General features: G+C 31.0%; 24 protein-coding genes and 1 pseudogene. 15 read left to right on the forward strand and 10 right to left on the reverse strand.

The features are described 5' to 3' along the window. Window positions 1-11 precede the first annotated feature (11 nt). From K8354_RS17965 to K8354_RS17980, 4 genes are all read left to right on the forward strand, one after another. Window positions 12-416: a hypothetical protein gene (locus K8354_RS17965; protein ID WP_223444082.1), complete on the forward strand. Its 405-nt coding sequence runs from the start codon at window positions 12-14 to the stop codon at window positions 414-416. A 5-nt stretch (window positions 417-421) separates the two neighbouring features. Beyond that, the gene (locus K8354_RS17970; protein WP_223444083.1) at window positions 422-967 is read left to right on the forward strand and encodes a hypothetical protein; all 546 of its coding nucleotides are present in this window, start codon (window positions 422-424) and stop codon (window positions 965-967) included. Between the two features lie 131 nt (window positions 968-1,098). Further along, window positions 1,099-1,500 carry a hypothetical protein gene (locus K8354_RS17975; protein ID WP_223444084.1) on the forward strand — a complete coding sequence of 134 codons (402 nt, stop codon included), beginning with the start codon at window positions 1,099-1,101 and terminating at the stop codon, window positions 1,498-1,500. A gap of 2 nt (window positions 1,501-1,502) precedes the next feature. Further along, window positions 1,503-2,015, forward strand: a complete 513-nt coding sequence (locus K8354_RS17980) for a hypothetical protein (protein WP_223444085.1) — start codon at window positions 1,503-1,505, stop codon at window positions 2,013-2,015. 51 nt (window positions 2,016-2,066) lie between these two features. Here K8354_RS17980 and K8354_RS17985 read toward each other — a convergent pair whose 3' ends face one another. From K8354_RS17985 to K8354_RS18010, 6 genes are all read right to left on the reverse strand, one after another. Continuing rightward, window positions 2,067-3,182 (reverse strand): CNNM domain-containing protein, encoded by a 1,116-nt coding sequence (locus K8354_RS17985; protein WP_223444091.1) that lies wholly within the window; start codon window positions 3,180-3,182, stop codon window positions 2,067-2,069. 87 nt (window positions 3,183-3,269) lie between these two features. Continuing rightward, window positions 3,270-4,187, reverse strand: a complete 918-nt coding sequence (locus tag K8354_RS17990; RefSeq protein WP_223444093.1) for a DUF3078 domain-containing protein — start codon at window positions 4,185-4,187, stop codon at window positions 3,270-3,272. 60 nt (window positions 4,188-4,247) lie between these two features. Further along, window positions 4,248-5,111 (reverse strand): DUF3078 domain-containing protein, encoded by an 864-nt coding sequence (locus K8354_RS17995; protein ID WP_223444095.1) that lies wholly within the window; start codon window positions 5,109-5,111, stop codon window positions 4,248-4,250. Window positions 5,112-5,163: 52 nt separating this feature from the next. Further along, window positions 5,164-5,673, reverse strand: a complete 510-nt coding sequence (locus tag K8354_RS18000; protein WP_223444097.1) for a DUF2480 family protein — start codon at window positions 5,671-5,673, stop codon at window positions 5,164-5,166. Window positions 5,674-5,886: 213 nt separating this feature from the next. After that, window positions 5,887-6,207, reverse strand: coding sequence for a DUF59 domain-containing protein (locus K8354_RS18005; RefSeq protein WP_223444099.1), 321 nt, complete (start codon window positions 6,205-6,207; stop codon window positions 5,887-5,889). A 1-nt stretch (window position 6,208) separates the two neighbouring features. Continuing rightward, the gene (locus K8354_RS18010) at window positions 6,209-6,634 is read right to left on the reverse strand and encodes a SufE family protein (protein WP_223444101.1); all 426 of its coding nucleotides are present in this window, start codon (window positions 6,632-6,634) and stop codon (window positions 6,209-6,211) included. A gap of 173 nt (window positions 6,635-6,807) precedes the next feature. On the opposite strand from K8354_RS18010, the gene K8354_RS18015 reads away from it, so the two are divergent. Genes K8354_RS18015 through K8354_RS18025 form a run of 3 tightly spaced genes read left to right on the forward strand, consistent with a single transcriptional unit; the run spans window position 6,808 to window position 10,829 of the window. After that, window positions 6,808-7,734, forward strand: a complete 927-nt coding sequence (locus K8354_RS18015; protein ID WP_223444103.1) for a PfkB family carbohydrate kinase — start codon at window positions 6,808-6,810, stop codon at window positions 7,732-7,734. A 45-nt stretch (window positions 7,735-7,779) separates the two neighbouring features. Continuing rightward, window positions 7,780-8,901 carry an acyltransferase family protein gene (locus K8354_RS18020; protein ID WP_223444105.1) on the forward strand — a complete coding sequence of 374 codons (1,122 nt, stop codon included), beginning with the start codon at window positions 7,780-7,782 and terminating at the stop codon, window positions 8,899-8,901. Between the two features lie 29 nt (window positions 8,902-8,930). Next, window positions 8,931-10,829 carry an amidophosphoribosyltransferase gene (locus tag K8354_RS18025; RefSeq protein ID WP_223444107.1) on the forward strand — a complete coding sequence of 633 codons (1,899 nt, stop codon included), beginning with the start codon at window positions 8,931-8,933 and terminating at the stop codon, window positions 10,827-10,829. Window positions 10,830-10,993: 164 nt separating this feature from the next. On the opposite strand, the gene K8354_RS18030 is transcribed toward K8354_RS18025, so the two are convergent. Further along, complete coding sequence (locus K8354_RS18030) at window positions 10,994-11,602, reverse strand: superoxide dismutase (protein ID WP_223444109.1); 609 nt, start codon at window positions 11,600-11,602, stop codon at window positions 10,994-10,996. Window positions 11,603-11,714: 112 nt separating this feature from the next. Next, on the reverse strand, window positions 11,715-12,725 hold the full coding sequence (fbp, locus tag K8354_RS18035; RefSeq protein WP_223444111.1) for a class 1 fructose-bisphosphatase: 1,011 nt from the start codon (window positions 12,723-12,725) through the stop codon (window positions 11,715-11,717). A gap of 202 nt (window positions 12,726-12,927) precedes the next feature. Here fbp and K8354_RS18040 point away from each other — a divergent pair, with 202 nt between their 5' ends. The 6 genes and pseudogenes from K8354_RS18040 to K8354_RS18065 all read left to right on the forward strand — a co-directional run bounded on the left by K8354_RS18040 (window position 12,928) and on the right by K8354_RS18065 (window position 19,522). After that, window positions 12,928-13,407: a GNAT family N-acetyltransferase gene (locus K8354_RS18040; RefSeq protein ID WP_223444113.1), complete on the forward strand. Its 480-nt coding sequence runs from the start codon at window positions 12,928-12,930 to the stop codon at window positions 13,405-13,407. 106 nt (window positions 13,408-13,513) lie between these two features. Continuing rightward, window positions 13,514-14,767, forward strand: coding sequence for an aspartate kinase (locus tag K8354_RS18045; protein WP_223444115.1), 1,254 nt, complete (start codon window positions 13,514-13,516; stop codon window positions 14,765-14,767). Between the two features lie 56 nt (window positions 14,768-14,823). Further along, window positions 14,824-16,629 (forward strand): GNAT family N-acyltransferase, encoded by a 1,806-nt coding sequence (locus tag K8354_RS18050; protein ID WP_223444117.1) that lies wholly within the window; start codon window positions 14,824-14,826, stop codon window positions 16,627-16,629. A 110-nt stretch (window positions 16,630-16,739) separates the two neighbouring features. Continuing rightward, window positions 16,740-16,865 (forward strand): annotated as a pseudogene (locus K8354_RS18880) (HopJ type III effector protein); the annotation flags it as partial. 3 nt (window positions 16,866-16,868) lie between these two features. After that, complete coding sequence (locus tag K8354_RS18060) at window positions 16,869-17,636, forward strand: SGNH/GDSL hydrolase family protein (RefSeq protein WP_223444119.1); 768 nt, start codon at window positions 16,869-16,871, stop codon at window positions 17,634-17,636. 161 nt (window positions 17,637-17,797) lie between these two features. Beyond that, window positions 17,798-19,522, forward strand: a complete 1,725-nt coding sequence (locus tag K8354_RS18065; RefSeq protein ID WP_223444121.1) for a M28 family peptidase — start codon at window positions 17,798-17,800, stop codon at window positions 19,520-19,522. Between the two features lie 44 nt (window positions 19,523-19,566). Here K8354_RS18065 and K8354_RS18070 read toward each other — a convergent pair whose 3' ends face one another. Together K8354_RS18070 and K8354_RS18075 are read right to left on the reverse strand one after the other, a co-directional pair. Next, entirely contained in the window at window positions 19,567-20,169 is a 603-nt protein-coding gene (locus tag K8354_RS18070) for a carboxymuconolactone decarboxylase family protein (RefSeq protein WP_223444123.1), read from the reverse strand. Between the two features lie 4 nt (window positions 20,170-20,173). Next, a complete protein-coding gene (locus tag K8354_RS18075) occupies window positions 20,174-22,354 on the reverse strand; it encodes an Ig-like domain-containing protein (protein WP_223444127.1) in 2,181 nt (726 codons plus the stop codon). A 73-nt stretch (window positions 22,355-22,427) separates the two neighbouring features. Between K8354_RS18075 and K8354_RS18080 the strand changes: the two genes are divergently transcribed. Both K8354_RS18080 and recJ read left to right on the forward strand, forming a co-directional pair. After that, window positions 22,428-22,853, forward strand: coding sequence for an OsmC family protein (locus K8354_RS18080; protein WP_223444129.1), 426 nt, complete (start codon window positions 22,428-22,430; stop codon window positions 22,851-22,853). A gap of 64 nt (window positions 22,854-22,917) precedes the next feature. Beyond that, window positions 22,918-24,603, forward strand: a complete 1,686-nt coding sequence (gene recJ, locus K8354_RS18085) for a single-stranded-DNA-specific exonuclease RecJ (RefSeq protein WP_223444131.1) — start codon at window positions 22,918-22,920, stop codon at window positions 24,601-24,603. Window positions 24,604-24,611 lie beyond the last annotated feature (8 nt).

Here is a 24,611-nt window from a genome sequence, read left to right on the forward strand (position 1 = left end):
AAAGAAATAATATGGAATTACTTTATGACAGACTAGATTACTGCTTTTTAGCAGACATTTTAAAGAGAAATAAACTAGCAAGAGAGGCTTTGGTTTATCTCGTTGATTTTAAGAGACACAAGAACTTAGAAATTAAATTTAAGAAACATTCCATTGAGATTTTTAATGATGATGTTTCAGTTTCTATATTTATGTTTCTTGGTTTTGAAAATTCTGAGTACTTAGAAATCAAGAAAAAACCTAATTTTTATATTGTTTGCTTTAATTTTTATTCTTTGAAAGTGAATAAAAATAAAAATTTTGTGCAAAATTTAAAATGGCTTGACAAAAATACCTGGTTTTACGCTCTCTTAGAATTTTCTGATGATAGAATTTGCCAAGATTTAAGAGGTATAAAAAACCTTAATTTAAACTAAAAAAAATGAAAGAAATAATTGAAAGAATTTTAGAGAAATTAAATACGCTAGAAAAAGAAGATTTTTATACAGAATATGAGTCTAATAATAAAAAATACAATTACATAACAGATTTTATAAAAACACTTTTTGGTCAAGAAGGAGAAAAGTTAGGTTATGAATCTGCAGCTCACGAGAATCGTTTTGCCTATAAAGATTTTGAATATAATGAAAGAGAATGGATGTTCGATTTTGTTTGGTATAAAATGAGTGATACGAATGATCAAGTTATGTTAAGTGTTCCTTTAGTTTTAGAAAGCGAATTAAGTAATAAAAGTTTTGGGGGATTAAAAGTTGATTTTGATAAGCTTTTAGTAGCTTCAGACTCTGATAAAGTTTTTGTTACCTCCTATGACTATCGAAATGAAGAGGAACTAAAAAAGAAAGAAGAATATATTCAAAAGGCAATTAATAACTATAATTCATTTAAAGCTGATGAAACTTTATATTTGATTATTTGGGATGAAAATGATACGGGTAAATTTTATTTCAAAGAATTTAAAAAACAATAATTATGTAAGTTTAAATCAAATAAAAACTTATAAATATCCTACAAGATTCAGAAAATCTTGTAGGATATTTTATTTCAAGCCGTTTTTGACGTCTCATACTCTCTACTAAAATTAATTAAAAAATAAATAATATGGAACTATTTTATGACAGATTACACTATAACAATTTACTAGATATTTTAAAAAGAAATAAACTAGCAAGAGAATCTTTAGTTTACATGGTCGATTTTAAAAGACATAAAGATTTAGAAATTAAACCAAAAAGATATTCAATTGAAATTTATAATAAAGATGTTTCTGTTGTAATCTATCTTTTTAATGGCTGTGTGTATGATGAATATATTGAAGTTAAGCAACAGTTAAATTGTTACATTATAGATTTTAGCCTTTACATATCAGGTCTTCATAATACAGAGTTTGGAGATTATAATAGAGTAAAATACATAAATATAAATGCATGGATAAATCTAATGATTGAATTTTCAGAAGATAGCTTTTGTCAAGATTTAAAAAAACTGAAAAAATTATTGTAAAAATGAGAGAAATAATTAGAGAAATTATAGAAGATTTAAATATCGAAGTTAATTACCAACAATATAATTTGAGAAACCAAAGTGATTTTTATATTAATGAAGTTATTAAAACTCTTTTTGCTACAAAAGGAACGAAACTAGGATATAAAAATGCATCTAAAAAAAATATTTTAGCAAATTTAGATTTTCTATTTGATGATGTAGTTGCTCAATTCGATTTGGAATGGTTTAAATTAGTTGAGGAAGATAATTTATCTATAAAAACTGTTTCTTTGGTTTTAGAATCAAAATTAGATAGCTATGATTTTGATGAATTTAAATTGGATTTCACCAAATTTATAGAAGAAAAAAATGCTACTAAAGTTTTTGTAACTTTAAATAAATCTATTAAAGAAAAAGTGAAATTTATCCAAAAATTAATAGATGATAATATCTTTTTTTCACTAAATGACAATTTATATTTAATAATTTATTGTCAGAGTGAAAATGGTGAATTTTTATTAAAAGAATTTTAAAAACAATAATTTAATTTTCCTACGAGGTTTTTTTTACTTTGTAGGAAAAAATTATTTCTCTTTTCTATTTCTAATGATATCCATTTTTTTGGCACGAGCTTTCCAAGATTTTCTTGCATGCGCTTGTAAATCTTCAACAGAGTCGCTTTCGTCCATAATTTCTAAACCAAGCAAAGTTTCTATAACGTCTTCTTGAGAAACGAGTCCGCTTACAGATCCATATTCATCTACAACCAAGGCAATATGTTCTTTTTCTTTAATTAATTGATCAAATAAATCAGGAATTGATGAATCTCTATCGGTAATGATGATATCTCTTTTAATAGAGGCTAAAGTATCCTCTCCTTTTCCGTTAATAATAGCTTCTAAGAGATTATTCTTTAAAAAATAACCCGTTACTTCGTCAGGGTTTTCATTAAAAACGGGAATTCTAGAAAAACGCAAGTTTTTATGTTCATTATAAAAAGAGGCTATGGTTTGGCTTTCATCAGCAATTTCTAAAATGATTCGTGGCGTCATGACATCATTTACTTTTATCTTCTTAAAACCTAAAAGATTTCTAATTACCTTACTTTCGTTTTCTTTAAAAACACCATCTTTCTCAGCCATTTCTGTCATCACCAAAAAGCCTTCTCTACTTAAAACACTTCCATGACCTTTGCCACCAATCAATTTTGTAGTTAATTGTAAAATCCATAAAATACCCGTGTATTTTAACGGAAAAATCATCAATTTTAAAGTTGTTGCTGTAAAATTAGCTAACTGTTTCCAATACGTTGCGCCAATTGTTTTAGGTATAATTTCTGATGCTACTAAAATTAAAATAGTCATCACAGTAGATACGATACCCACCATGACATCTTCTGTAATTTTAATTCCTAAAATACTTTTTTCAACGATTCCGTACATTTCTGCGTAGGCAATTTTTGCTTGAACACCCACTAAAATTGCACCCACGGTATGTGCAATTGTATTGATCGTTAAAATAGCAATTAAAGGTTTGTCTACATCTCTTTTTAAAATCTCTAATTCGGTTGCATACTCAAGTCCTTCATTTTTTTTAAGATTGATAAAAGTAGGTGTTATACTCAATAACACAGCTTCTAAAATAGAACACAAAAATGAAAAAAATATAGAAACGATTGCGTAAATTATTAATATTGTCATTAACAGAATTTTAGAATGTAAAAATACGGAAAATAAAAAACCTCAAAAGTTTCTTGAGGTTTATAAAATATTATTTTTTAAGTTTTTTTAGAGTGAGTAACTGACACCAAATAACCAATAAGATTGTATTTTGTTGTCTATAGAACCAAAATTAGCCGTTGTATCTGTAATTAAAGCATTGTTTAAAGCTTCTTGTTTGTTGTTACGTAAACCAAAATCGAAACCCAAACCTATTCCTTTCCATAGTTTGTAACCAAAAGAATTCGTCCAGTTCCAGTTGTTTAAGTTAGAGTCTTTATAACTTTGAAACATAGAAAAATTTGATTTTATACTTATTTTATGATGCGTTGCTGTATAATCAGCCACTAATTTAGCACCTGGAGAAGAAGTAAAAATACTTTTACCCCTACTAAAAATGGCATTGTAGTTACCAGGATGCATTACAACGACTAATCTACTGGTTGGTGTCCAGGTAAAACCAACACCAAAATCTAAAAAACCTGGGTTATTAAAGTTATCTATTAGCGTGGTTCGGTATTCGCCTAAAGCAGAAAGCTCCCATTTTTTATTCAATCTTCTACCATACAAAGAAGTTAGTGTAAATACATCTGTTGCTGTTTCAAAATCTTCATCACCAGTTTTAGATTCATCATCTAGTTTAACCCAGCCAAGATTGATAGCTCCTGAGTTTCTCCAAAAGAATTTTTCTTCAATTAAATTAGCAAAAGCATTTACAGAAACACCAATGTTTCCTGCAGATGCATTGGGGGCTGTTCTAGAGTACCAATTGTTAAAACCAGATAAACTTGCGCCTATAGTTCCAAAAGCACCTTTTTTCCAACCCGGAAGCGCATCTATTTTTTTCTGCAAAGCTTTTACTTCACCTTGTAATTTTGCAATTGCTTCTTTTTTAGGAGCTTGTTCTTTTTTTAATTCTTCTGCTGTTTGCGCTTTTGCAGAATAGCCAATACATATCAATACAATTAAAATTAATAGTTTTTTCATTTGATGTTGATGTTTTATTAAAGTATGTAAAAATACACTTTTGTAATTAAGACAACAATATTATTGATACGTCACTTTTTCATGGAAACTATAATTAAGTCCCATACCAAATAGTTGTCTAAATTGAAGGTGGCTAGAAGAGTCATCATCAAAAATTGCATGGAAAGTCATGTGCATTTTAATATGATCATTTACTTTAAAACGTATGTTTGTTTGGTAATCGGTATCTACATTCCCTACGTTTGCTAAATAATCGGTGTATAGGGTAAGGATATTTTCCATTTCTATATTCTCCATGAGGCTAAACTTGTAATAAGAAGATAAGTTAAAACCCAAACTAAAAGCAGTATTTTTGCCTTCTTCAACACCAAATTTACCAGAAAAAAAGTCGTTTACTAACGTATATCTTGCCGTTGCAGGAGCAATATTGACATTTAAATTATCAGATTTTTTCCACAACATACCTGGTCCAAATGTTAAATATGCAGGAGAAAAGAAATTTGAAACGGATACTTTTGGGTCTTTTCTATAATCAAAACCTTCCGTATATTGAGTTCTAAAATTAGCAATAAATGAAAAAAACCAATAGGTTGAAGTTTTGTAACCAAATAAAGAATTTAGTTCAAAACGATCATCTGTTTTTCTTAATCCATTTTCACTTAAATGACTTAAGCCATATCCAGAAATTAATCTAGTATCCCAGTTAACATTGTTTTTTTTATAATTAAAATCGTAGTTTATATTGATGTTTCCGGCAACAGTGTTCTCTCCCCCAGAAGCCCAATTAGAAAAAGAAGATTGGTTAAAGATAAAAGCGAATCTACCATGAATTTTCCATTTTGGTTTTGGTAATGTATCATTTTTCTTTTGTGAAGAAACGCTAAAAGAAAGTAAAATAAAAAAAAGGAGGACTGTTTTCTTCAAAAAGTTACAATTTTATGAAGTCAAAAATAAGATTATCTGCTTAAAATTAAAATTATTTTTTTGCTTTGTATAAAGGTACTGTAGAGCAAGCTTCACCAAACATAATAGATTTAGCAATAGGTTGCAGTTTTTCTATAAGAAAGGCATAGGCACTATTGGGTATTGGTTTTTCTGCACAACCTTTAATGATTACGGGTTTGTTTGTAAAATCTCTAAAGTCTATGAACCCCATTAATTCTTGATAAATAACAGTTTCTAATAATTCTAAATTACCAATAACAACTTTTTTGGCAAAAGGAATTAATTCTGCTGTAATTAACATAAATGCCCAAGAAGGTATAATGGCATCTACAGAGCAAGTAACGGCAACAAATGTATTTTTATATTGAGACCAATCATGATTTTTAACAGATAATCTAAAATCTTTTTCCTTCAGAATAATTTCATGAAACAGCCAATCTTTAATATCAAACAAAATTCTTGATCCTTCAGGATAAATTTCTTCTAAATCAAAAGTTTTAAGCGGACTTTTGTTTACTCTATTTACAATTTCTTCTTGCATTTTTTTGAGGTCTTAAAGTTTATAGCATTAAATTAAAAAAAATATTAAAATTAAAAAGTATCATTATAAATAATCTTATTAAATAAATAGACTTGTCGAAGTAGTATAGGTAAAAATCTTCGACAGGTTCTAACTGAAAAATATTCAGTAAATTATTGTTATCAAAACTTCAAAAAACAAGAATATATATTACTTAATTTTCTAGTTTTAATACTAAAGCATTCCCAATTCTAACTTCGCTTCCTCGCTCATCATTTCTGATGTCCAAGTGGGGTCGAAGGTAATTTCTACTTCACACTCTTTAATTTCTTTTAAAGACTTTACTTTGTCTTCTACATCTCTTGGCAAACTTTCTGCAACAGGGCAGTTAGGCGATGTTAATGTCATTAATATTTTTGCATTATTTTCTTCGGATACAAAAACATCGTAAATTAATCCTAATTCGTAAATATCTACAGGGATTTCAGGATCATAAATAGTTTTTAAAACACGTATAATTTTATCACCAATTTCATCTAATTCTTTATCTGTCATTTTAATTTGCTAATTTAGTTTGTTGTGCAATTGCATACATTTTTATTTGTTTTACCATAGAAACCAAACCATTTGCTCTGGTTGGAGATAAATGTTCTTTTAGACCTATTTCATCAATAAAAGTAGTTTCTGCGGTTAAAATATCATTAGGTTTCTGACCAGAATATACTCGCAATAATAATGCCGCAATTCCTTTTGTTAAAATAGCATCACTATCTGCTGTATATTTAATGACATCATTTTCTAATTCAGAGAATAGCCAAACCTTCGATTGGCAACCCTTAATTAAATTTTCATCTAATTTATACTGATCTTCTATAATAGGTAGAGATTTACCAAGTTCTATAATATATTCATAACGATCCATCCAATCATCAAACATAGAAAACTCATCAATAATTTCTTCTTGTATTTCTTTGATAGTCATTTTTAAAACTTATTTTTGCGGTATTGTAAACACCTTTTTTATAAAGGTGCAAAAATACGAAAAAAAGCATGAACGGTGCTTTTTTAATTAGAAAGTAAATAGTTATTAACATATTAAATTCCTTTCCGAACCTTTCTTAAAAAGGGTTAAAATGGGAAGTTTAAGAAGGGCTTATGAGTAAATTATTAGCAGTTGGTACTGTAGCATTTGACGCAATTGAAACTCCTTTTGGTAAAACAGATAAAATTCTTGGAGGTTCCGGAACTTTTGTAGGTTTGGCTTCAAGTCAGTTTGGTGTAAAAACTGGAGTTGTTTCTGTGGTTGGTGGAGATTTTCCACAATCGTATTTGGATATGATGAATACCAGAGGAATCAATACAGATGGTGTTGAAATTATTAAAGAAGGAAAAACATTTTTCTGGAGTGGTAAATATCATAATGATATGAATTCCCGAGATACTTTAATTACAGAGTTAAATGTACTAGAGAATTTTAAACCTTTAGTTCCCGAAGATTTTAAAGACGCTAGTATCGTAATGTTAGGTAATTTACATCCTTTAGTACAGGCATCTGTATTAGACCAAATGAAAGAAAGACCAAAGTTAGTTGTTTTAGATACGATGAACTTCTGGATGGATATTGCTTTGGCTGATTTGCACACCATTTTAAAAAGAGTGGATGTTATTACGATTAATGACGAAGAAGCTCGCCAATTATCAGGAGAATATTCTTTGGTAAACGCAGCAAAGAAAATTCATGAAATGGGTCCGAAATATGTGGTGATAAAAAAAGGGGAACACGGCGCTTTATTATTCAATGAGGGTAATATGTTTTTTGCACCGGCATTGCCTTTGGCAGAGGTTTTTGATCCAACGGGAGCAGGAGATACGTTTGCAGGTGGTTTTTGTGGTTATTTAGCCATGACTAACAATGTTTCTTTTGAAAACATGAAAAATGCCATTATTTACGGTTCTAATTTGGCTTCGTTTTGTGTAGAAAAATTTGGCACAGAACGCATGCAAGAATTAACGGCAGATGAAGTTAGAATACGCTTGCAGTCTTTTAAAGAACTAACACAATTTGATATAGAAATCTCATAAAAAAAAATCCGCGTTTAAACTCGCGGATTTTTTATTGCATATATAATGATACAAAATGGTAAACTTTACTTTCCTAATCTAAATGGTTTACGGTTTATTGCGGCATTTTTTGTTATTATCAATCATACAGAACAATTAAAGGTTTTCTTTAAAGTAGGTACTGGAGTTGTTAGCGATTTTGCAAAAAATATTGGAAAATTGGGTGTAATGCTATTTTTTGTTTTAAGCGGATTTTTAATTACGTATTTGTTATTATCAGAAGAACGATTAACCGGAGTTATAAATACCAAAAAATTCTATTTTAGAAGGTTTTTAAGAATATTACCGCTCTATTTTTTTGTGGTAGTTTTGGTTTTTTTTGTAATTCAGAATTTTTCTTTCTGGGATATTCCAGGTTTAAAAGACCCAATTGATACTAATTTTGTGCCCATAATTTTTTTACATATTTTTTTAGTTCCTAATATGGCAACTGCTATTTACGGATTTATACCTTATATAGCACAAGCTTGGTCTATAGGCACAGAAGAACAATCTTACTTAATTTGGCCACTTTTACTTAAAAAATTTAAAGCGAACAGAATGTTTTTAATGATTGGCATTATCATATTTCATTTTTTGGTAACAGTTTTGTTATCTAATAAGTTGAATTTGCCAATTCCCTATAAAGAAATAATTCATAAGTTTTGGTTTCATTTTAATATTGATGTTATTGCAATTGGTAGTATTTTTGCAATAGTATTACTAGCTAAAAATAAGATTTTGAAATTTATTTTAAATACAAAATTCTTTTATGCTACAGTACTTTTAACGGTTTTGCTTTTACTTTTGGCTATAAGAATACCCTATTTTCATTATCAATTCTACTCTGTGCTATTTGGTATTGTTATTCTCAATTTGGCTGCCAATAAAAAATTGAAAAACGTTTTGGAGTGTAAGGTATTTAATTATTTAGGAAAAATTTCTTACGGAATTTACATGTATCATTTTATTGTTTTAATTCCTGTTTTAGTGTTTGTTTCTTATCTAAATATAAACAACAATATTATAATCTATTTTTTAATACTATCAATTACAATAGCAATATCATCAATTTCATATCATTATTTTGAAAATTATTTCTTGAAAAAGAAATCTAAATTTTCAATCATAAAAAGTGGTGAGAAATAATTTTATGAAATTAAAAACAACTATCTAAAATGAGTGATTCAATAAAACACGAATGCGGAATTGCATTGGTTAGGTTAAAAAAACCATTACAGTTTTATAAAGAGAAATATGGTTCTGCTTTTTACGGAATTAATAAAATGTATCTATTAATGGAAAAGCAGCACAATCGTGGACAAGATGGCGCTGGTTTTGCAAGTATAAAATTTAATGTATCACCAGGTACAAGATACATTAGTAGAGTGCGTTCTAATCAATCCCAGCCTATACAAGATATTTTTGCACAAATTAATGGTCGCTTAAATGGTGTGCTTGAGCAAAATCCAGATAAAAAAGATGATGTGCAATGGCAAGAAGAAAATATGCCTTATGTAGGAAATCTGTTTTTAGGGCATGTGCGTTACGGAACTTTTGGTAAGAACTCCATAGAAAGTGTGCATCCATTTTTACGCCAAAGTAATTGGAAACATCAAAACCTAATTGTTGCGGGTAACTTTAATATGACGAATTCTAAACAAATGCTAGAAGAATTGGTTGAGTTAGGTCAGCACCCAAAAGAGTCTACCGATACGGTAACGGTTATGGAGAAAATTGGTCATTTTTTAGAAGATGAAGTATCTAAATTGTATCAACAAGCAAAGAAAAAAGGCTTTAATAAAAAAGATGCATCCCCATATATTGAAAAAAATTTAAGTCTTAAAAAAGTATTAAAAAGATCGTCTAAAAACTGGGATGGTGGCTATGCAATGGCGGGCTTAGTAGGCCATGGAGATGCTTTTGTGTTGAGAGATCCTAACGGAATTAGACCTACGTTTTTTTATGAAGATGAAGAAGTTGTTGTGGTAGCTTCCGAAAGACCCGTTATACAAACTGTTTTTAATGTAAAGATAGAAGATGTGCAGGAATTAGAAAGAGGCCATGCACTAATCATTAAAAGAAGTGGGAAAACCTCTATTAAAAAAGTGATAGAGCCAAGAGAAAATAAAGCCTGTTCTTTTGAACGAATTTATTTTTCTAGAGGAAGTGATGCAAGTATTTATGAAGAGCGAAAAAATTTAGGAAAATTTGTATTTCCAAAAATTTTAAAGTCCATTGATTCTGATATTTCAAATACGGTTTTTTCTTATATTCCGAATACAGCAGAAACTTCTTTTTATGGAATGACAGAGGCTGCGGAAGATTTGTTAAATCAACAAAAAACTAAAAAAATTCTTGAGGGAGGAAAAAAATTATCGTCAGAAAAAGTAACAGAAATTTTATCTGAAAGACCACGTTTTGAAAAAATAGCCATAAAAGATGCCAAATTAAGAACTTTTATTGCTGATGATAGTTCTAGAGATGATTTGGTAGAACATGTTTATGATATTACGTACGGCGTTGTAAAGCCCACTGATAATTTAGTAATTATTGACGATAGTATTGTACGCGGAACAACACTCAAAAAAAGTATTATAAGAATTTTAGACAGATTAAGTCCTAAAAAAATTGTAGTGGTTTCTTCTGCGCCACAAATTAGGTATCCGGATTGTTACGGAATTGATATGGCTAGAATTGATGCATTTATTGCATTTAAAGCAGCATTAGCGTTGCTAAAAGACCATAACAAATACCATATTGTAGAAGATGTTTACAAAAAGTGTATTGAGCAACAGACAAAACCCGATACAGAAATTATAAATCATGTAAAAGAAATTTATAGTTCGTTTACACCAGAAGAAATTTCTGCTAAAATTGCATCAATGTTAAAAACGGAAGATATAAAAGCGGAGGTAGAAGTTATTTATCAATCTATAGAAGGGTTGCACAAAGCGTGCCCAGATAATTTAGGAGATTGGTATTTTACAGGAAATTATCCAACTCCTGGAGGTCATAGAGTGGTAAATCAGGCTTTTATAAACTTCTTCGAAGGAAATATGAAAAGAGCATATTAATAAAAAACTAGAATTGGTATTAGATACATGGCATCCAAAATCTAAATGACTATCAAACGGTTTTTTAAAATTAGCAATAAAAAAAAGCATCCAAATTTTTGGATGCTTTTTTTTATCAACTCATGTTTTAAAGTATGAGTAAAATACTAAAAAAGGCTGCGCCTTTATTTTGCGTCTGCATATCTTCTTTCAACTTCATTCCAGTTAATTACTTTAAAGAAAGCATCAATATAATCGGGTCTTCTGTTTTGGTAGTTTAAGTAGTAAGCATGTTCCCAAACATCCAATCCTAAAATAGGAGTTCCTCCACAAGTTACACCTGGCATTAATGGATTGTCTTGATTTGGCGTAGAACAAACTTCAACTTTTCCTCCTGGAAGCACACATAACCAAGCCCAACCAGAACCAAATTGTGTTGCAGCAGCTTTAGAAAAAACTTCAATAAAAGCATCCTTAGAACCAAAAGCAGCTTCAATAGCATCTTTTAATTCACCAGATAAATATCCTCTATCTTCAGGGTTCATTACTGTCCAAAATAATGAGTGGTTGTAAAAGCCTCCTCCATTATTTCTAACAGCACCATTACTCATATCTAAATTAGCAAGGATATCTTCTATAGATTTTCCTTCTAATTCGGTACCTTCAATAGCAGCATTTAACTTTGTTGTATATCCGTTATGATGTTTTGTATGGTGTATTTCCATAGTTCTAGCATCTATATTTGGTTCTAATGCATCGTATGCATATCCTAATTCTGGTAATTCAAAAGCCATAATTGTATATTTTTTTTTGATTAAATTTAAACTTGTCTTACAAAATTAACAATTTAAAAATGTTTTAACAAGCAGATTACGTTTTGATAATTGATAGTGATATAAAGAGGCTTTATTCCCCGTATTTTTGCATAAATTCTTCTAATTCTTCAACCATGTTAATACTACCACAAATAAATGGCACTCTTTGGTGTAATTCGGTAGGCTCTACATCCATGGTTCTTGTATACCCATCAGAAGATTTACCATTAGCTTGTTCTGCTATAAAAGCCATTGGGTTGCACTCATACAACAAACGTAATTTTCCCTGTGGATTTCTAGAGCCTTTTGGATACATATAAATACCACCTTTAATCATATTTCTATGAAAATCTGAAACTAAAGAGCCAATATATCTGCTTGTATAAGGTCTGTCTCCTTCTTCTTCTTGACAGTATTTAATGTATTTTTTAACACCTAAAGGAAAATCCATATAATTTCCTTCATTTACAGAATACATCGTTCCGTCTTCTGGAAATTCCATATTAGGATGTGATAAATAAAAAGTACCAATTGCTGGGTTTAACGTAAACCCATTTACGCCATCCCCGGTCGTATATACAATCATTGTAGAGGTACCATAAACCACATAACCTGCTGCAACTTGTTCGCTTCCTTTTTGTAAAAAATCTTTTAATTGAACTGGGCTGCCAAGGGGAGTTACCCTTCTGTAAATAGAAAAAATAGTTCCTACCGAAACGTTTACATCAATATTAGAAGAGCCATCTAAAGGGTCAATTAAAACGATATATTTATTTTGATGATTTTCATCGTTACTATTAATGCTTATAAAACTATCTTCTTCTTCACTAGCAATACCGCATACAATATTTCTTCTGGTTAATGTTTGAATAAATTTGTCATTGGCATACACATCTAATTTTTGTTGATTTTCACCTTGTATATTCATGTCACCAGCAGCACCAATAATATCAACTAAACCTGCTTTATTTACTTCGTGATTTACCACTTTTGCTGCCAATCTTATCGAGTTTAATAAACTCGATAATTCTCCAGAACTGTATTTAAAAGAATGTTGATTTTCAATAATAAATTCACCTAAAGTTTGTTTTTGTCCAGTCATTTTTATTTTGATTAAGTTGATTTTACAAAGATGCTAAATTTTTTTTACTAAATCGTTTTCGTAAAGATGCTTTTTCTGTAAAAGAACCCCTGTGTTTTTAGGAAAATTATAAATTTTTAACAAATTACAATTAACTGTGTAAAATCTTTAAATATTTTTGGGCGATATCAAATAAACTATCTTTGCGCAAAATTTAAATACAATGGGTTTTATCATAAGAAAAGGAACAGCAAAAGACATGGAATCTGCACTTGATTTAATTACAGAATTAGCTGTTTTTGAAAAGGAACCAGATGCTGTAGAAATTACGGTAGATGACTTAATAAAAGATGGTTTTTCAGAGAACCCGAAGTTCAATATTTTTGTTGCTGAAGAAGAAAACTCAATTATTGGAATTGCGCTATTCTATGAGCGCTATTCTACTTGGAAAGGTAAAACGATTCATTTAGAAGATTTAATGGTTACAGAAAGCAAACGAAAACTAGGCGCAGGAAAAGCCTTGTATACCGCCGTTTTAAAATATGCTTTTGACAACAATTTTAACAGAGTTGCTTGGGAGGTAATCGATTGGAATACCAACGCAATAGATTTTTATAAAAGTACGGGAGCTACGTATTTAAATGATTGGTCTGTGGTGCAGATGAACAAAGAGAATTTAGCCAAATTCATTCAAAATAGTTAAGAAAAATGTCATTTTAACTAATTTCGAGTTTCTAAAAATTGTATCAATAACTTTTTGAAATAATTAGGGAAGCATCAATATTTAATTTAAAATAATAAAATTTAAAATGAAGATTTTTAAATTTGGTGGCGCCTCTGTACAAGATGCGGAAGGAGTAAAAAAGGTTGCTAGCATTATAAAAAATGAGGGAGCAAAAGACACTTTAGTGGTTGTTTCTGCTATGGGAAAAATGACCAATGCTTTTGAAGAAGTAGTAGATGCCTATTATAACAAAAAAGAAAATTTACCCAATAAATTAACCTTTATAGAAGCGTATCATAAAAAAATTATGAATGCACTTTTTGATAAAGAAGATTTTATATATAAAGAAGTAACGATTCTTTTCGGAGAGTTAGGCTGGTTTTTAGCAAGAAACACATCGCAACGATTTAATTATGTGTATGACCAAATTATTTGTTTTGGCGAGCTTTTATCCACTAGAATCGTAAGTGCGTATTTAGAAAAAATAGGACAAGAAAATGTTTGGTTCGATGTTCGAAATTTTATAAAAACGGATAGTAATTACAGAGATGCAAAAGTAGATTGGCAATTAACAGAAGAGATTATTACAGAAAAAGTAGATATTCATAAAATAAATATTACGCAAGGTTTTATTGCTGCCAATGATACTGAAAACACCACAACTTTAGGTAGAGAAGGTTCAGATTATACAGCCGGTATTTTTGCATATTGTTTAAATGCCGAGAGTGTTACGATTTGGAAAGATGTTCCGGGAGTTTTAAATGCAGATCCTAGAGTGTTTACCGCAACTACTTTGTTGGAGCAAATCTCATACGAAGAAGCCATAGAAATGGCTTTTTATGGCGCCTCTGTAATTCACCCAAAAACATTACAACCTTTAGAAAGAAAAGAAATTCCGTTGTTAGTGCGTTCGTTTATAAATCCAAAGGAAACGGGTACAAAAGTTACCAAAGGAACAAAATTAATGCCCTATATTCCTTGCTTTATTGTAAAGAAAGAGCAAATTTTGGTTTCTATTTCTGCATTAGATTTCTCTTTTATGGTAGAAAATAATATTAGTTTTATTTTTCAGAAACTGCATGATTATCAATTAAAAGTAAATTTAATTCAGAATTCTGCGTTGAGTTTTTCTGTTTGTATCGACGATAAATTTTATAAGTTTGATGCTTTTTACAACGAATTGAAAAAACAGTTTAAAATTGATGTTCAGAAAAAAGTAGATTTATATACAGTACGTCATTTTGATGAAGAGGCTATAAAAATTATTGAAGAGAAAGGAACTTCTTTATTAACCCAAATAAATAAAGAAACATCACAAATTGTTGTAAATCCGAATTAAAAAAACAACAATTTCTTTTTTTTCACTATGTTTGTACCCCGTTCTAATTAAGGTAAATGGCATTAGTAACATCAAAAGAAATTGCTCAAGTAGTTGGTTTACAGAAACTTGGGTTTTTGGGAACTTTTTTAGGTTGGGTTTTGTTACGACTACTTCGCATCTCGACCATCAATAAAATATACAACCACAATAAAAATAAATCTGATATACATTTTTTAAATGGTGTCTTAGCTGATTGTAAAATTAAATTTGAAATTCCTGAAGAAGACCTGAAAAGAATACCAAAAGACGGTGCTTTTATTACTATTTCTAACCATCCTTTAGGCGGAATTGATGGTGTTTTACTGCTTAAATTATTGATAGAAAAAAGAGCTGATTACAAAATAATTGCTAATTTTTTATTGCATAGAATCGAACCTTTAAAACCCTATGTAATGCCAGTAAATCCTTTTGAAAAAAGAAAGGATGCAAAATCTAGTGTAGCCGGAATTAAAAGTGCCTTATTGCATTTAAAAGAAGGAAAACCTTTGGGTGTTTTTCCTGCAGGAGAAGTTTCAACATACAAAGACGGGAAATTAAAAGTAGACAAACCTTGGGAAGATGGTGCTGTGCGTTTTATTAAAAAAGCAAATGTTCCGATAATTCCTATTTACTTTCATGCCAAAAATACACGTCTTTTTTACTTTTTATCAAAAATTTCAGACACTTTAAGAACCGCAAAATTACCTTCAGAAGTAATGTCTCAAAAAGGTCGGGTAATTAGAGTGAGAATAGGAAAACCGATTACCGTTAAAGATCAAAATGAGTTTCTAGAAATACCTGCTTTCGGCAATTTTATTCGAAAGAAAACATACATGCTAGCGAATTCTTTTGAGAAAAAATTAAAAATTTTATCTACTGAAAAAATAAAAATTAAAAGACCTGCTAAAAAAATTACTGCTCAAAGAAGCACCTATTTATTTAAGAATGAAGTAGATGCTTTAAGAAAAAATAATGGTCATTTATTAGAAAGTAAAAATTATGAAGTCTTTTTTGCGAGCGCAAAAGAGATTCCTAATGTATTGCACGAGATAGGCAGACTGCGCGAAATTACTTTTAGAGAAGTAGGCGAGGGCACTAACAAAGCGATTGATTTAGATAATTATGATAAATATTATCATCATTTATTTTTGTGGGATAATGTAGCAAATTGTTTAGTAGGATCTTATAGAATGGGCCTAGGCAAAGAAATTTATAAAAAATATGGTATTAACGGATTTTATGTGCAAACCTTATTTAGGATTGAGCCAGAATTGCATCAAATGATGGAAAATACTATAGAAATGGGGCGTGCTTTTATCATTAAAGAATATCAACAAAAACCAATGCCTTTATTTTTGCTTTGGAAAGGAATTGTGCATGTAACCTTGCGCTATCCGGAATATAGATATTTAATGGGTGGGGTTTCTATTAGCAATCAGTTTTCAGACTTTTCTAAATCATTGATGATTGAGTTTATGAAATCTCATTATTACGATCCGTATATTGCGCAATATATTAATGCAAAAAAGGAGTACAAAGTAAAATTAAAGGATGCCGACAAAGATTTTGTGTTTGATGCCACAAAAGCAGACATGCAAAAGTTTGATAAAATTATTGATGAGTTAGAACCAGGTCCTTTAAGAATTCCTGTATTATTAAAAAAATATGTGAAGCAAAATGCACGCTTGGTAGCGTTTAATGTAGATCCTAAATTTAATAATGCGGTAGATGGTTTGATGTATATTAAAGTAGCAGACATCCCTGAAAGTACTGTAAAACCTGTGATGGAGGAGTTTCAGGCAGAGCTGGAAAAGAAAGCTGCAGAACTACAGAATAAGTAGTTTTACAGCAGCCTATCTTACAAATGGAAATAGTAAAAACAAGACATTAAAAATTTGGATTCTTGTAAATTGTTCGCTGCTATTTTAGATAAACAACGAACAAAAAAGAAACGCTGTTTTGTTTTAGACAGCATTGTCAGGATGTTTTAAAAGACCAAAATGGTGGTTCTCATCAAAATATTTGTAATTTTATGGTTGCAGGTTTTCATAATACAACGCTAATAATCAAAGAATAATTCATGAAGTTCGCATCGGGTTTTTATAAATTTTCACTTCTTATAATTCTATTTTTTAATAACAGTTTTACGGCTCAAAATAAACCCATCAAAGTTTTATTTGTAGGAAATAGTTTTACCTATTATCATAATTTACCGCAGGTAGTTTCTGCCATGGCAAAATCGCAAGGATATACCATTAATACAAGACATTCAACTATTGGAGGCGCTACTTTAGAGGACCATTGGAAAAGCAAACGAGGCGTGCAAACTCGTAAAATGATTGAAAATGAACACTGGGATTATGTGGTTTTTAACAACCATAGTTTAAGTGCCATCAAAACACCGAAATATTTTATAAAATATAGCAAAAAATTTGCTGATTTGATCAAAAAAAAAGGAGCTGAACCTATTTTTATGATGACTTGGGCATATAAATCAAATCCTTTGATGTTGTTAGAAATTGAAAAAATGTATCAAAAATTAAGTGTACTTACAAAAACAGATTTTGTTCCATGCGGATCTCTTTTTGCGGCATCATTACACTATAGGCCAGATTTGGAATTGTTTCATGATGATAAACATCCATCGCAAAACGGAACTTATCTTTTAGGTTTGTCTTTTTATAAATATTTTATTGGCAAAAAAATCACTTATATTCCCGAAAACGTATCTACTTTAGATAAAAATGGACAAAGACTTTATTTACTTTTTACGAACCCAAAAGATGCCAATTTCATGAAAAAGTTAGTAGCTGAATTTCCTTATAAGCTTAGAGATTACAAAAAATAATGCGTTTATTGTTTGGTAAAATAAACACATATTCATTTTAAAGTCGATGGTTTAAATATGATTCCTTTGTAGATATCTGATTTCTGTAGGAACATCAAAAAAATAAAACGTTATAAATATTATTCAGATAAAAACTATCTTTATTCCTTAAAAAAAATATGATGCGCAAACATATCATTCCTTTTTTACTTTCAACATTACTCTTTATCAACTGTAAAAAAGAGCAACCAGAAATATTATATACAACCAATTATTCAGACATCATCAATCAAGAATTTACAGGTGATTTAGCTTTTCAAACGACTTCTTTTATTGAAAAATATTGGAGAGTGGTTGGGAATACAGGGTTTAATAAAAGTATTTATAAAATTGCGGAAGAACTTGAAAAAGCAGGATATATTTTAGAAGAAAATGCAACAGAATCTACTTTACTAACCTACCGAATAGAAAAGCGACCCCTTAAAAAACCCACATGGGAAGCCGTAGATGCTCTGGTTACTATCAACAATGAAAAGGAACCATTACTGCAACATGCAACCAATAGAAACATGATTGCTTTAAATGCTTATAGCACACCTAAAGAAGGTATTTCCGCAGAAGTTGTATATGTAAAAGATATTGAAAAACTATCAAATATTGATGTAAAAGGAAAAATAGTTTTTGCAGAAACGAGTCCGTATCAACTTTTTAAAGCCGCAATTGTTGCTGGAAAAGCAGCAGGAATTATGACCTATAATAATCCTGATTATTTACAACCCCAAAAAAATACAACTTCTATTCAGTTTCGTTCCATTCCGTTAGATACCATAAACAAACCTTGGGCAATTGCAATGTCTTTTGCTGCCAAAGAACGTTTAAAAAAATCTTTAGAAAAAGGTAAAACGATGTTACATGTAAATATTGAAACTCATATTTATCCCTCTGAAGAATTGACCATTGTTGCAGATATAAAAGGAAGTGAAAAACCTAAAGAACGTTTGGTTTTTAGTGCCCACGTGCAAGAACCTGGTGCGAATGATAATGCCACCGGAGTTGGTGTGTCACTTGAAATGGCTACATTAACAGCGAAATACGTCAAACAAAAACAATATCAACCAAAAAGAACATTAACCTTTTTATGGGGCGATGAAATTATATCGACCAGAAGATATGTACAAGAAGATACTATAAGAGCCAAAGATATTAAATGGGGAATTTCTTTGGATATGGTTGGTGAAGATACAGAGAAAACTGGTGGCACTTTTTTAATTGAAAAAATGCCAGATCCGAGTGCTATTTGGACGCGAGGAAATGACAAACATACAGAATGGGGTGGTTCTAAAATGAATTTAGACGAAATGAAACCTCATTATTTAAATGATTTTTTAATTGATATATTTAAAGCTCAAGGCAAAAGAGCCAATTGGGTTGTGAACACAAATCCGTTTGAAGGAGGAAGTGATCACGTTCCGTTTTTAAGAGAAAATATACCGAGTGTTTTATTTTGGCATTTTACAGATCAGTTTTATCATACAGATAATGACAGAATCGACAAGGTTTCTAAAACAACGTTAAAAAATGTTGGAACAGCGTCCTTAATTGCCGCCTACACCTTGCTAAATAGTGATGAAAAAACTGCAAAAACAATACAGCTCAACCTACAAAAAGCAGCTTTAAATCGTTTTCATGAGGAACTAAAACAAAGTAAAATTGCCATCCATAAAGGAGATTCTTTATCCATACAAATAGCCATCTTAAATGCTTGGAAAGATTGGTACAAAAAATCATTAACAACTACTTTAGACCTTGTTTCTGATGAAACACTCATCAACAAAGAAATAAAAGCAAGACAAAGATTGATAGATTCTATTGTTGCAAATAAGATAGAAGAACTAAAAAAAATCTAGTAATTTATAAAAATAACGAAAACCTGTAACATAAAAGCGTAGTTCTAATATTTAGAACCATCATGCTTGCCAACTTCAAAACCATGTTTTCCTAAAAATTGGTTTCCGCTGTTTATAGCATCTTCTTCTAAAGTTGTCCCCATAGAATCATTCCATCTATTTAAATAGCCGAAAAGAGAAATTACACCTAACATTTCTACAATTTCACCTTCATCCCAATAAGTATATAATTCTTTTTTAATAGTTGCATCTACTGCATTTGGAACCATAGAAGCAGCTAAAGAAAAATCTAAAGCAGCTCTTTCTGCATTAGAAAAAGCGCTGTGTGTTTTATACTCCCAAATATTGTCTAATTGCTGTTGTTCTGCGCCATAACGCTCTGCGGCTCTAATGGCATGTGCTTGGCAGTATCTACAACCGGTTGCATTGCTAGAAACCCAAGCAATCATTCTTTTTAAAGCAGAGGTTACACGACCTTCATTTGCCATTACGGCTTTATTTAAATTGATAAAAGCTTTAGAAATTGCAGGTCTTCTTTGCATGGTTAAAACCGAATTAGGACAAAAACCTAACGTTTCATTAAAGAATTCAGCCAATTCTTTGGTTTCTAAATCGTGTTCTGCTGAAAGTGGAGTTACTAATGCCATAATTTTATTTTCTTATTAAACTAAAATATCCTGTTTTTTCTATTAAAAAACCATCAATGTCGGTTAAAGTTGCTTTAAACCAATAACTATTAGAAGGTGCTGTTTTCCCTTGATAAGTGCCGTCCCATCCTTCACTATTGCCATCAAATTTAAAAAGTAAAATGCCAAATCTATTATAAATCTGAATTTCTGAAGTGGGGTAGAAGGTAGTATCAAATCCTGATATGTTCCAAAAATCATTCTTGCCATCTTCGTTGGGTGTAAAGAATTTTGGGTATCCTAAAATTGAGAAAACATATTTTTCTATTCCACATCCGCCTTTATCTCTTATCAATAATGTATGCAATCCTACAGATAAATTTTCAAAAATACCATCATTTTTATAGGTTCCGAATTCATCGTCTAATGCAAATTCATAATCGCCATTGCCTAAATTAGGATTTACAACTTGAATCAAATTATTTTTAGAATCATCTACAATAATAACATCGTCTTTAGTAACGGTAGCTTTTTCAGAGTCTGTAACTAAAATAGGTGTTTCACCGGATAAACAACCCGCCTCAGAAATCGCGCTGACTGAATAATTTCCGGATGAAGTTATATTAATTGTAGGCAAACTTCCAGTAATAACACTACCCTCTTTTTTCCAGATATAGGTATAATTTCCTTGTGGGCCTATGGTTTCTAAGTTTACAGAACCAATATCTTCACACAAAATAAAAATTTCTTGTAATAAATCAAATTGAGGAACTGTAGCATCTACTTCTGCTATTATTGCTGTTCTTGTAGAAGACGAACAATCAGAAATCATAGCTTCCACAAAGTAACTAGTAGTCTCATTTAATGGTGGAGTTTCAAAAGTTGAACCTTCAAAAATAGGAGTTGTACTTGTTTCCGAATCGTACCAGAAAATGTTTCCAGCAGAAGCGGTGGCACTTAAAGTTGCGCTGCCAGAACAAATTAAGTCGTCTGTTGTAGTTGTAATTGTTGGTCTTGGAATAACTGTTGCCCTTACAGGAGTTCTTTGTGAGCTAACACAACCATTTAGTGAAATTGCGGCATAAAAGGTTGTGTTGGCGTCTAAAATTGGTGTTGTATAAGAAGTTCCAGAACTTATTTCTATACCACCCGTTGCAACATCAAACCATACAATTTCTCCTTCACTGGGTATTGCTGAGATTGTTACGGAACCAGATTCACAAACAATTGCATCAGTTGTCTCTGTAATTTGAGGAATATAAATGCTGGTCGTTGCTACGATACTTAATAAAGGGTCTGTTGGTACACCATATTCTACAATGTATCCTTTTGCTGCATATAAGCCTGTTCCTCCTGTATTTGGTAAATCATTCCATGCGCCTTGAATTCCAATGGAAGGATCTGTAATATGAGCATAATCTTCTCCAGACCCAAAATCATTAGGCTCGTTATTATTCCAAAAAGCAAAGTTTGGGGTGGTGCCATTTACTTGCCCGTTCCAAAATACTTCCATAGCAGTTCCGGCTTCTGGTCCTGTTACCCATTTCCAAACCCCTTCTGTTTCTTCATCCGTGCCGCCAATCCAACCAGTACCCGGTGCTTGTTTCCCAGCAAAATCCGCCTCTTCTTTGCTTGTTAAGGTCGCTAAATATCCAGGCCTACCGTATAACGTTAATTGTTCTGCCGCTATTTTTGCGTTTGACCAACTAATATTAGGAGCAGAAATAAATTGATAAAAATTATTTGTGGAGGGTAAATAGTTAGACTCATCAATTGACAATGAAAAGGCTTTTTCTTCAATAACGTCTGATACCGTGGTTATAAACGTTACATCTCTTACCGCATTTTCGAGATCTGTAAGCAACATTTCGGTGCCACTGCCTATTGAAATTAAAGTTAACTTCCCTTCGTTATCATCCCAAAGTGCTGAAATATTAGGATGTAATGCTTCATCTAACTCTAATGTATCAAAACCAGATTGATATCCCTCGGATATTTGAATAAAAAATGCCGGGATACTTGAATCATTGGAGTCCGTAATTGAAAAACTAGGAGCGATTTTTATAGCACTTCCTTGACAATATGGCTGTCTAATGGTAGCTCCTGCATCCAAAACAGCTTGTGCATGCATATGAATACCCATCAGCAAAAAGAAAAGTATCGAACATTTTATTTTAATTTTCAGAGATTTATCTGTTTTATTCATGAACCTATACCTGTTTTCTTATTTTTGTAAGAATGCACAATTTAATACTTCAAATTTTAAATATATATAAATTATGGATAAAAATATGGTTACGACCAAATGGTCTCAAAAATCTCAATTTGAAACGGATAATCCAAGCGGACATACTTTAACAATGTTCGATAAGTCTCAAGATAATGGTGATGTGGTTGGTTTTGCTCCAAAAGCATTAATGTTATCTTCTTTAGCAGGTTGTTCTGGTTTAGATGTTGTTTCTTTATTAGAAAAAATGCGGGCTGAAGTTGCTGATTTTAAGATTGAAGTTACCGCCGAATTAACAGACGAACACCCCAAGTTTTATAACAAGGTAAAAGTAGATTATCATTTTACAGACAGTGAGTTACAACCAGAAAAAATTCAAAAAGCTGTAAATTTATCAGTGACCAAATACTGTGGAGTCATGGAAATGTTTCGACAATTTGCTACTGTAGAAGTAGAGATTCATTTGCATAATTTATAAGAATAGCAAAATAAATGGTATAAATTAATGAATAGAGTCATTAAAAAAAATTCAGTACAAAGCTATGAGATGGACCATAAAACCACAACCAGACAAGGAAACAATCCTTAAATTAGCAAAAGATCTTAAAGTTGATACCACAATAGCAACCATTCTTTGTCAAAGAAATATTGAAACCTTTGAGGATGCTAAAAATTACTTTCGTCCCAATCTAAAAAATATTCATGATCCTTTTTTAATGAAAGATATGGATGTTGCCGTTGCCAGAATTGAAACTGCCATTGCTAACAATGAAAATATTTTAATTTATGGTGATTATGATGTAGATGGTACAACTGCCGTTTCTTTAGTTTCTTCTTATTTAAAGACACTGACCCCAAACATTGCTACCTATATTCCTGATAGATATGCAGAAGGGTATGGTATTTCTTATCTAGGAATTGATTTTGCCGAAGACAATGATTTTTCTTTAATTATTGCGTTAGACTGTGGTATAAAAGCCATTGAAAAAGTGGAGTACGCCAAAGAGAAAAATATCGACTTTATAATTTGTGATCATCATAAACCTGGCAAAAAAATTCCGAGCGCTGTTGCTGTTTTAAATGCAAAACGAGAAGATTGTAACTATCCTTTTGATGAATTGTGCGGCTGTGGTGTTGGGTTTAAGCTCATACAAGCCTTAGGAGTTTCAAGAAATCAAACCATAGAATACTTTATGCCTTATTTAGATTTGGTAGCTACTGCAATTGCGGCAGATATTGTACCGATGAACGGCGAAAACAGAACCTTAGCATATTTTGGTTTGCAAGTCATCAATCAAAACCCAAGAAACGGCATTAAAGCCATTATTCATCATATTAAAAAAACAATACTTACCATTACGGATGTTGTTTTTATCATTGCGCCCAGAATTAATGCCGCCGGAAGAATAAAACATGGTAATTACGCAGTTCAACTTTTAACGGAAATGGATTTTGAATCTGCTGTTGAATTTGCTGCCGCCATTGAAATTTTTAATGCGGATAGAAAAGATTTAGATAAAAGAATTACAGAGGAAGCTTTAATTCAGATTATTGATAATGAAGAAGAACAGCGTTTTTCATCCGTAGTTTTTCAAGAAGATTGGCACAAAGGTGTCATCGGAATTGTGGCTTCTCGTTTGATAGAAAAATACTACAGACCTACTTTGGTCTTTACCAAAAGTGGCGATAAATTAGCCGCTTCTGCCCGCTCGGTCAAAGATTTTGATGTTTATAATGCATTAGAAGCATGTTCCGAATTTATAGAACAATTTGGCGGTCATAAATATGCAGCGGGTTTAACTTTATTGCCTGAAAACTACGAAAAATTTAAAAACAAGTTTGAAGAAGTTGTAGCGAAAACCATCGATAAAAAATTATTGACACCAGAAATTGCGATTGATGCAGAAATTGAACTCTCAGAAATTACACCGAAATTTTTTAGAATACTTCAGCAAATGGCGCCCTTTGGACCTATGAATATGAAACCTACTTTTACCTCTATTTGTGTTAGAGACAATGGTTATGGCAAACAAGTAGGAGCGGATAAAACACATTTAAAATTGAATGTTTTTCAAGGTGATAATAAACAGAATTACAATGCTATTGGTTTTAATTTGGGGGATAAAATGGCTTTTGTACAAAATGATTTTGATATCGTGTACGCTTTAGATGAAAACGAATGGAATGGACATAAATCTGTACAATTGGTTTTAAAGGATTTGAAATAAATCCTTAT

Origin of the sequence: Polaribacter litorisediminis (assembly GCF_019968605.1) — a bacterium.
Lineage (GTDB): Bacteria > Bacteroidota > Bacteroidia > Flavobacteriales > Flavobacteriaceae > Polaribacter > Polaribacter litorisediminis.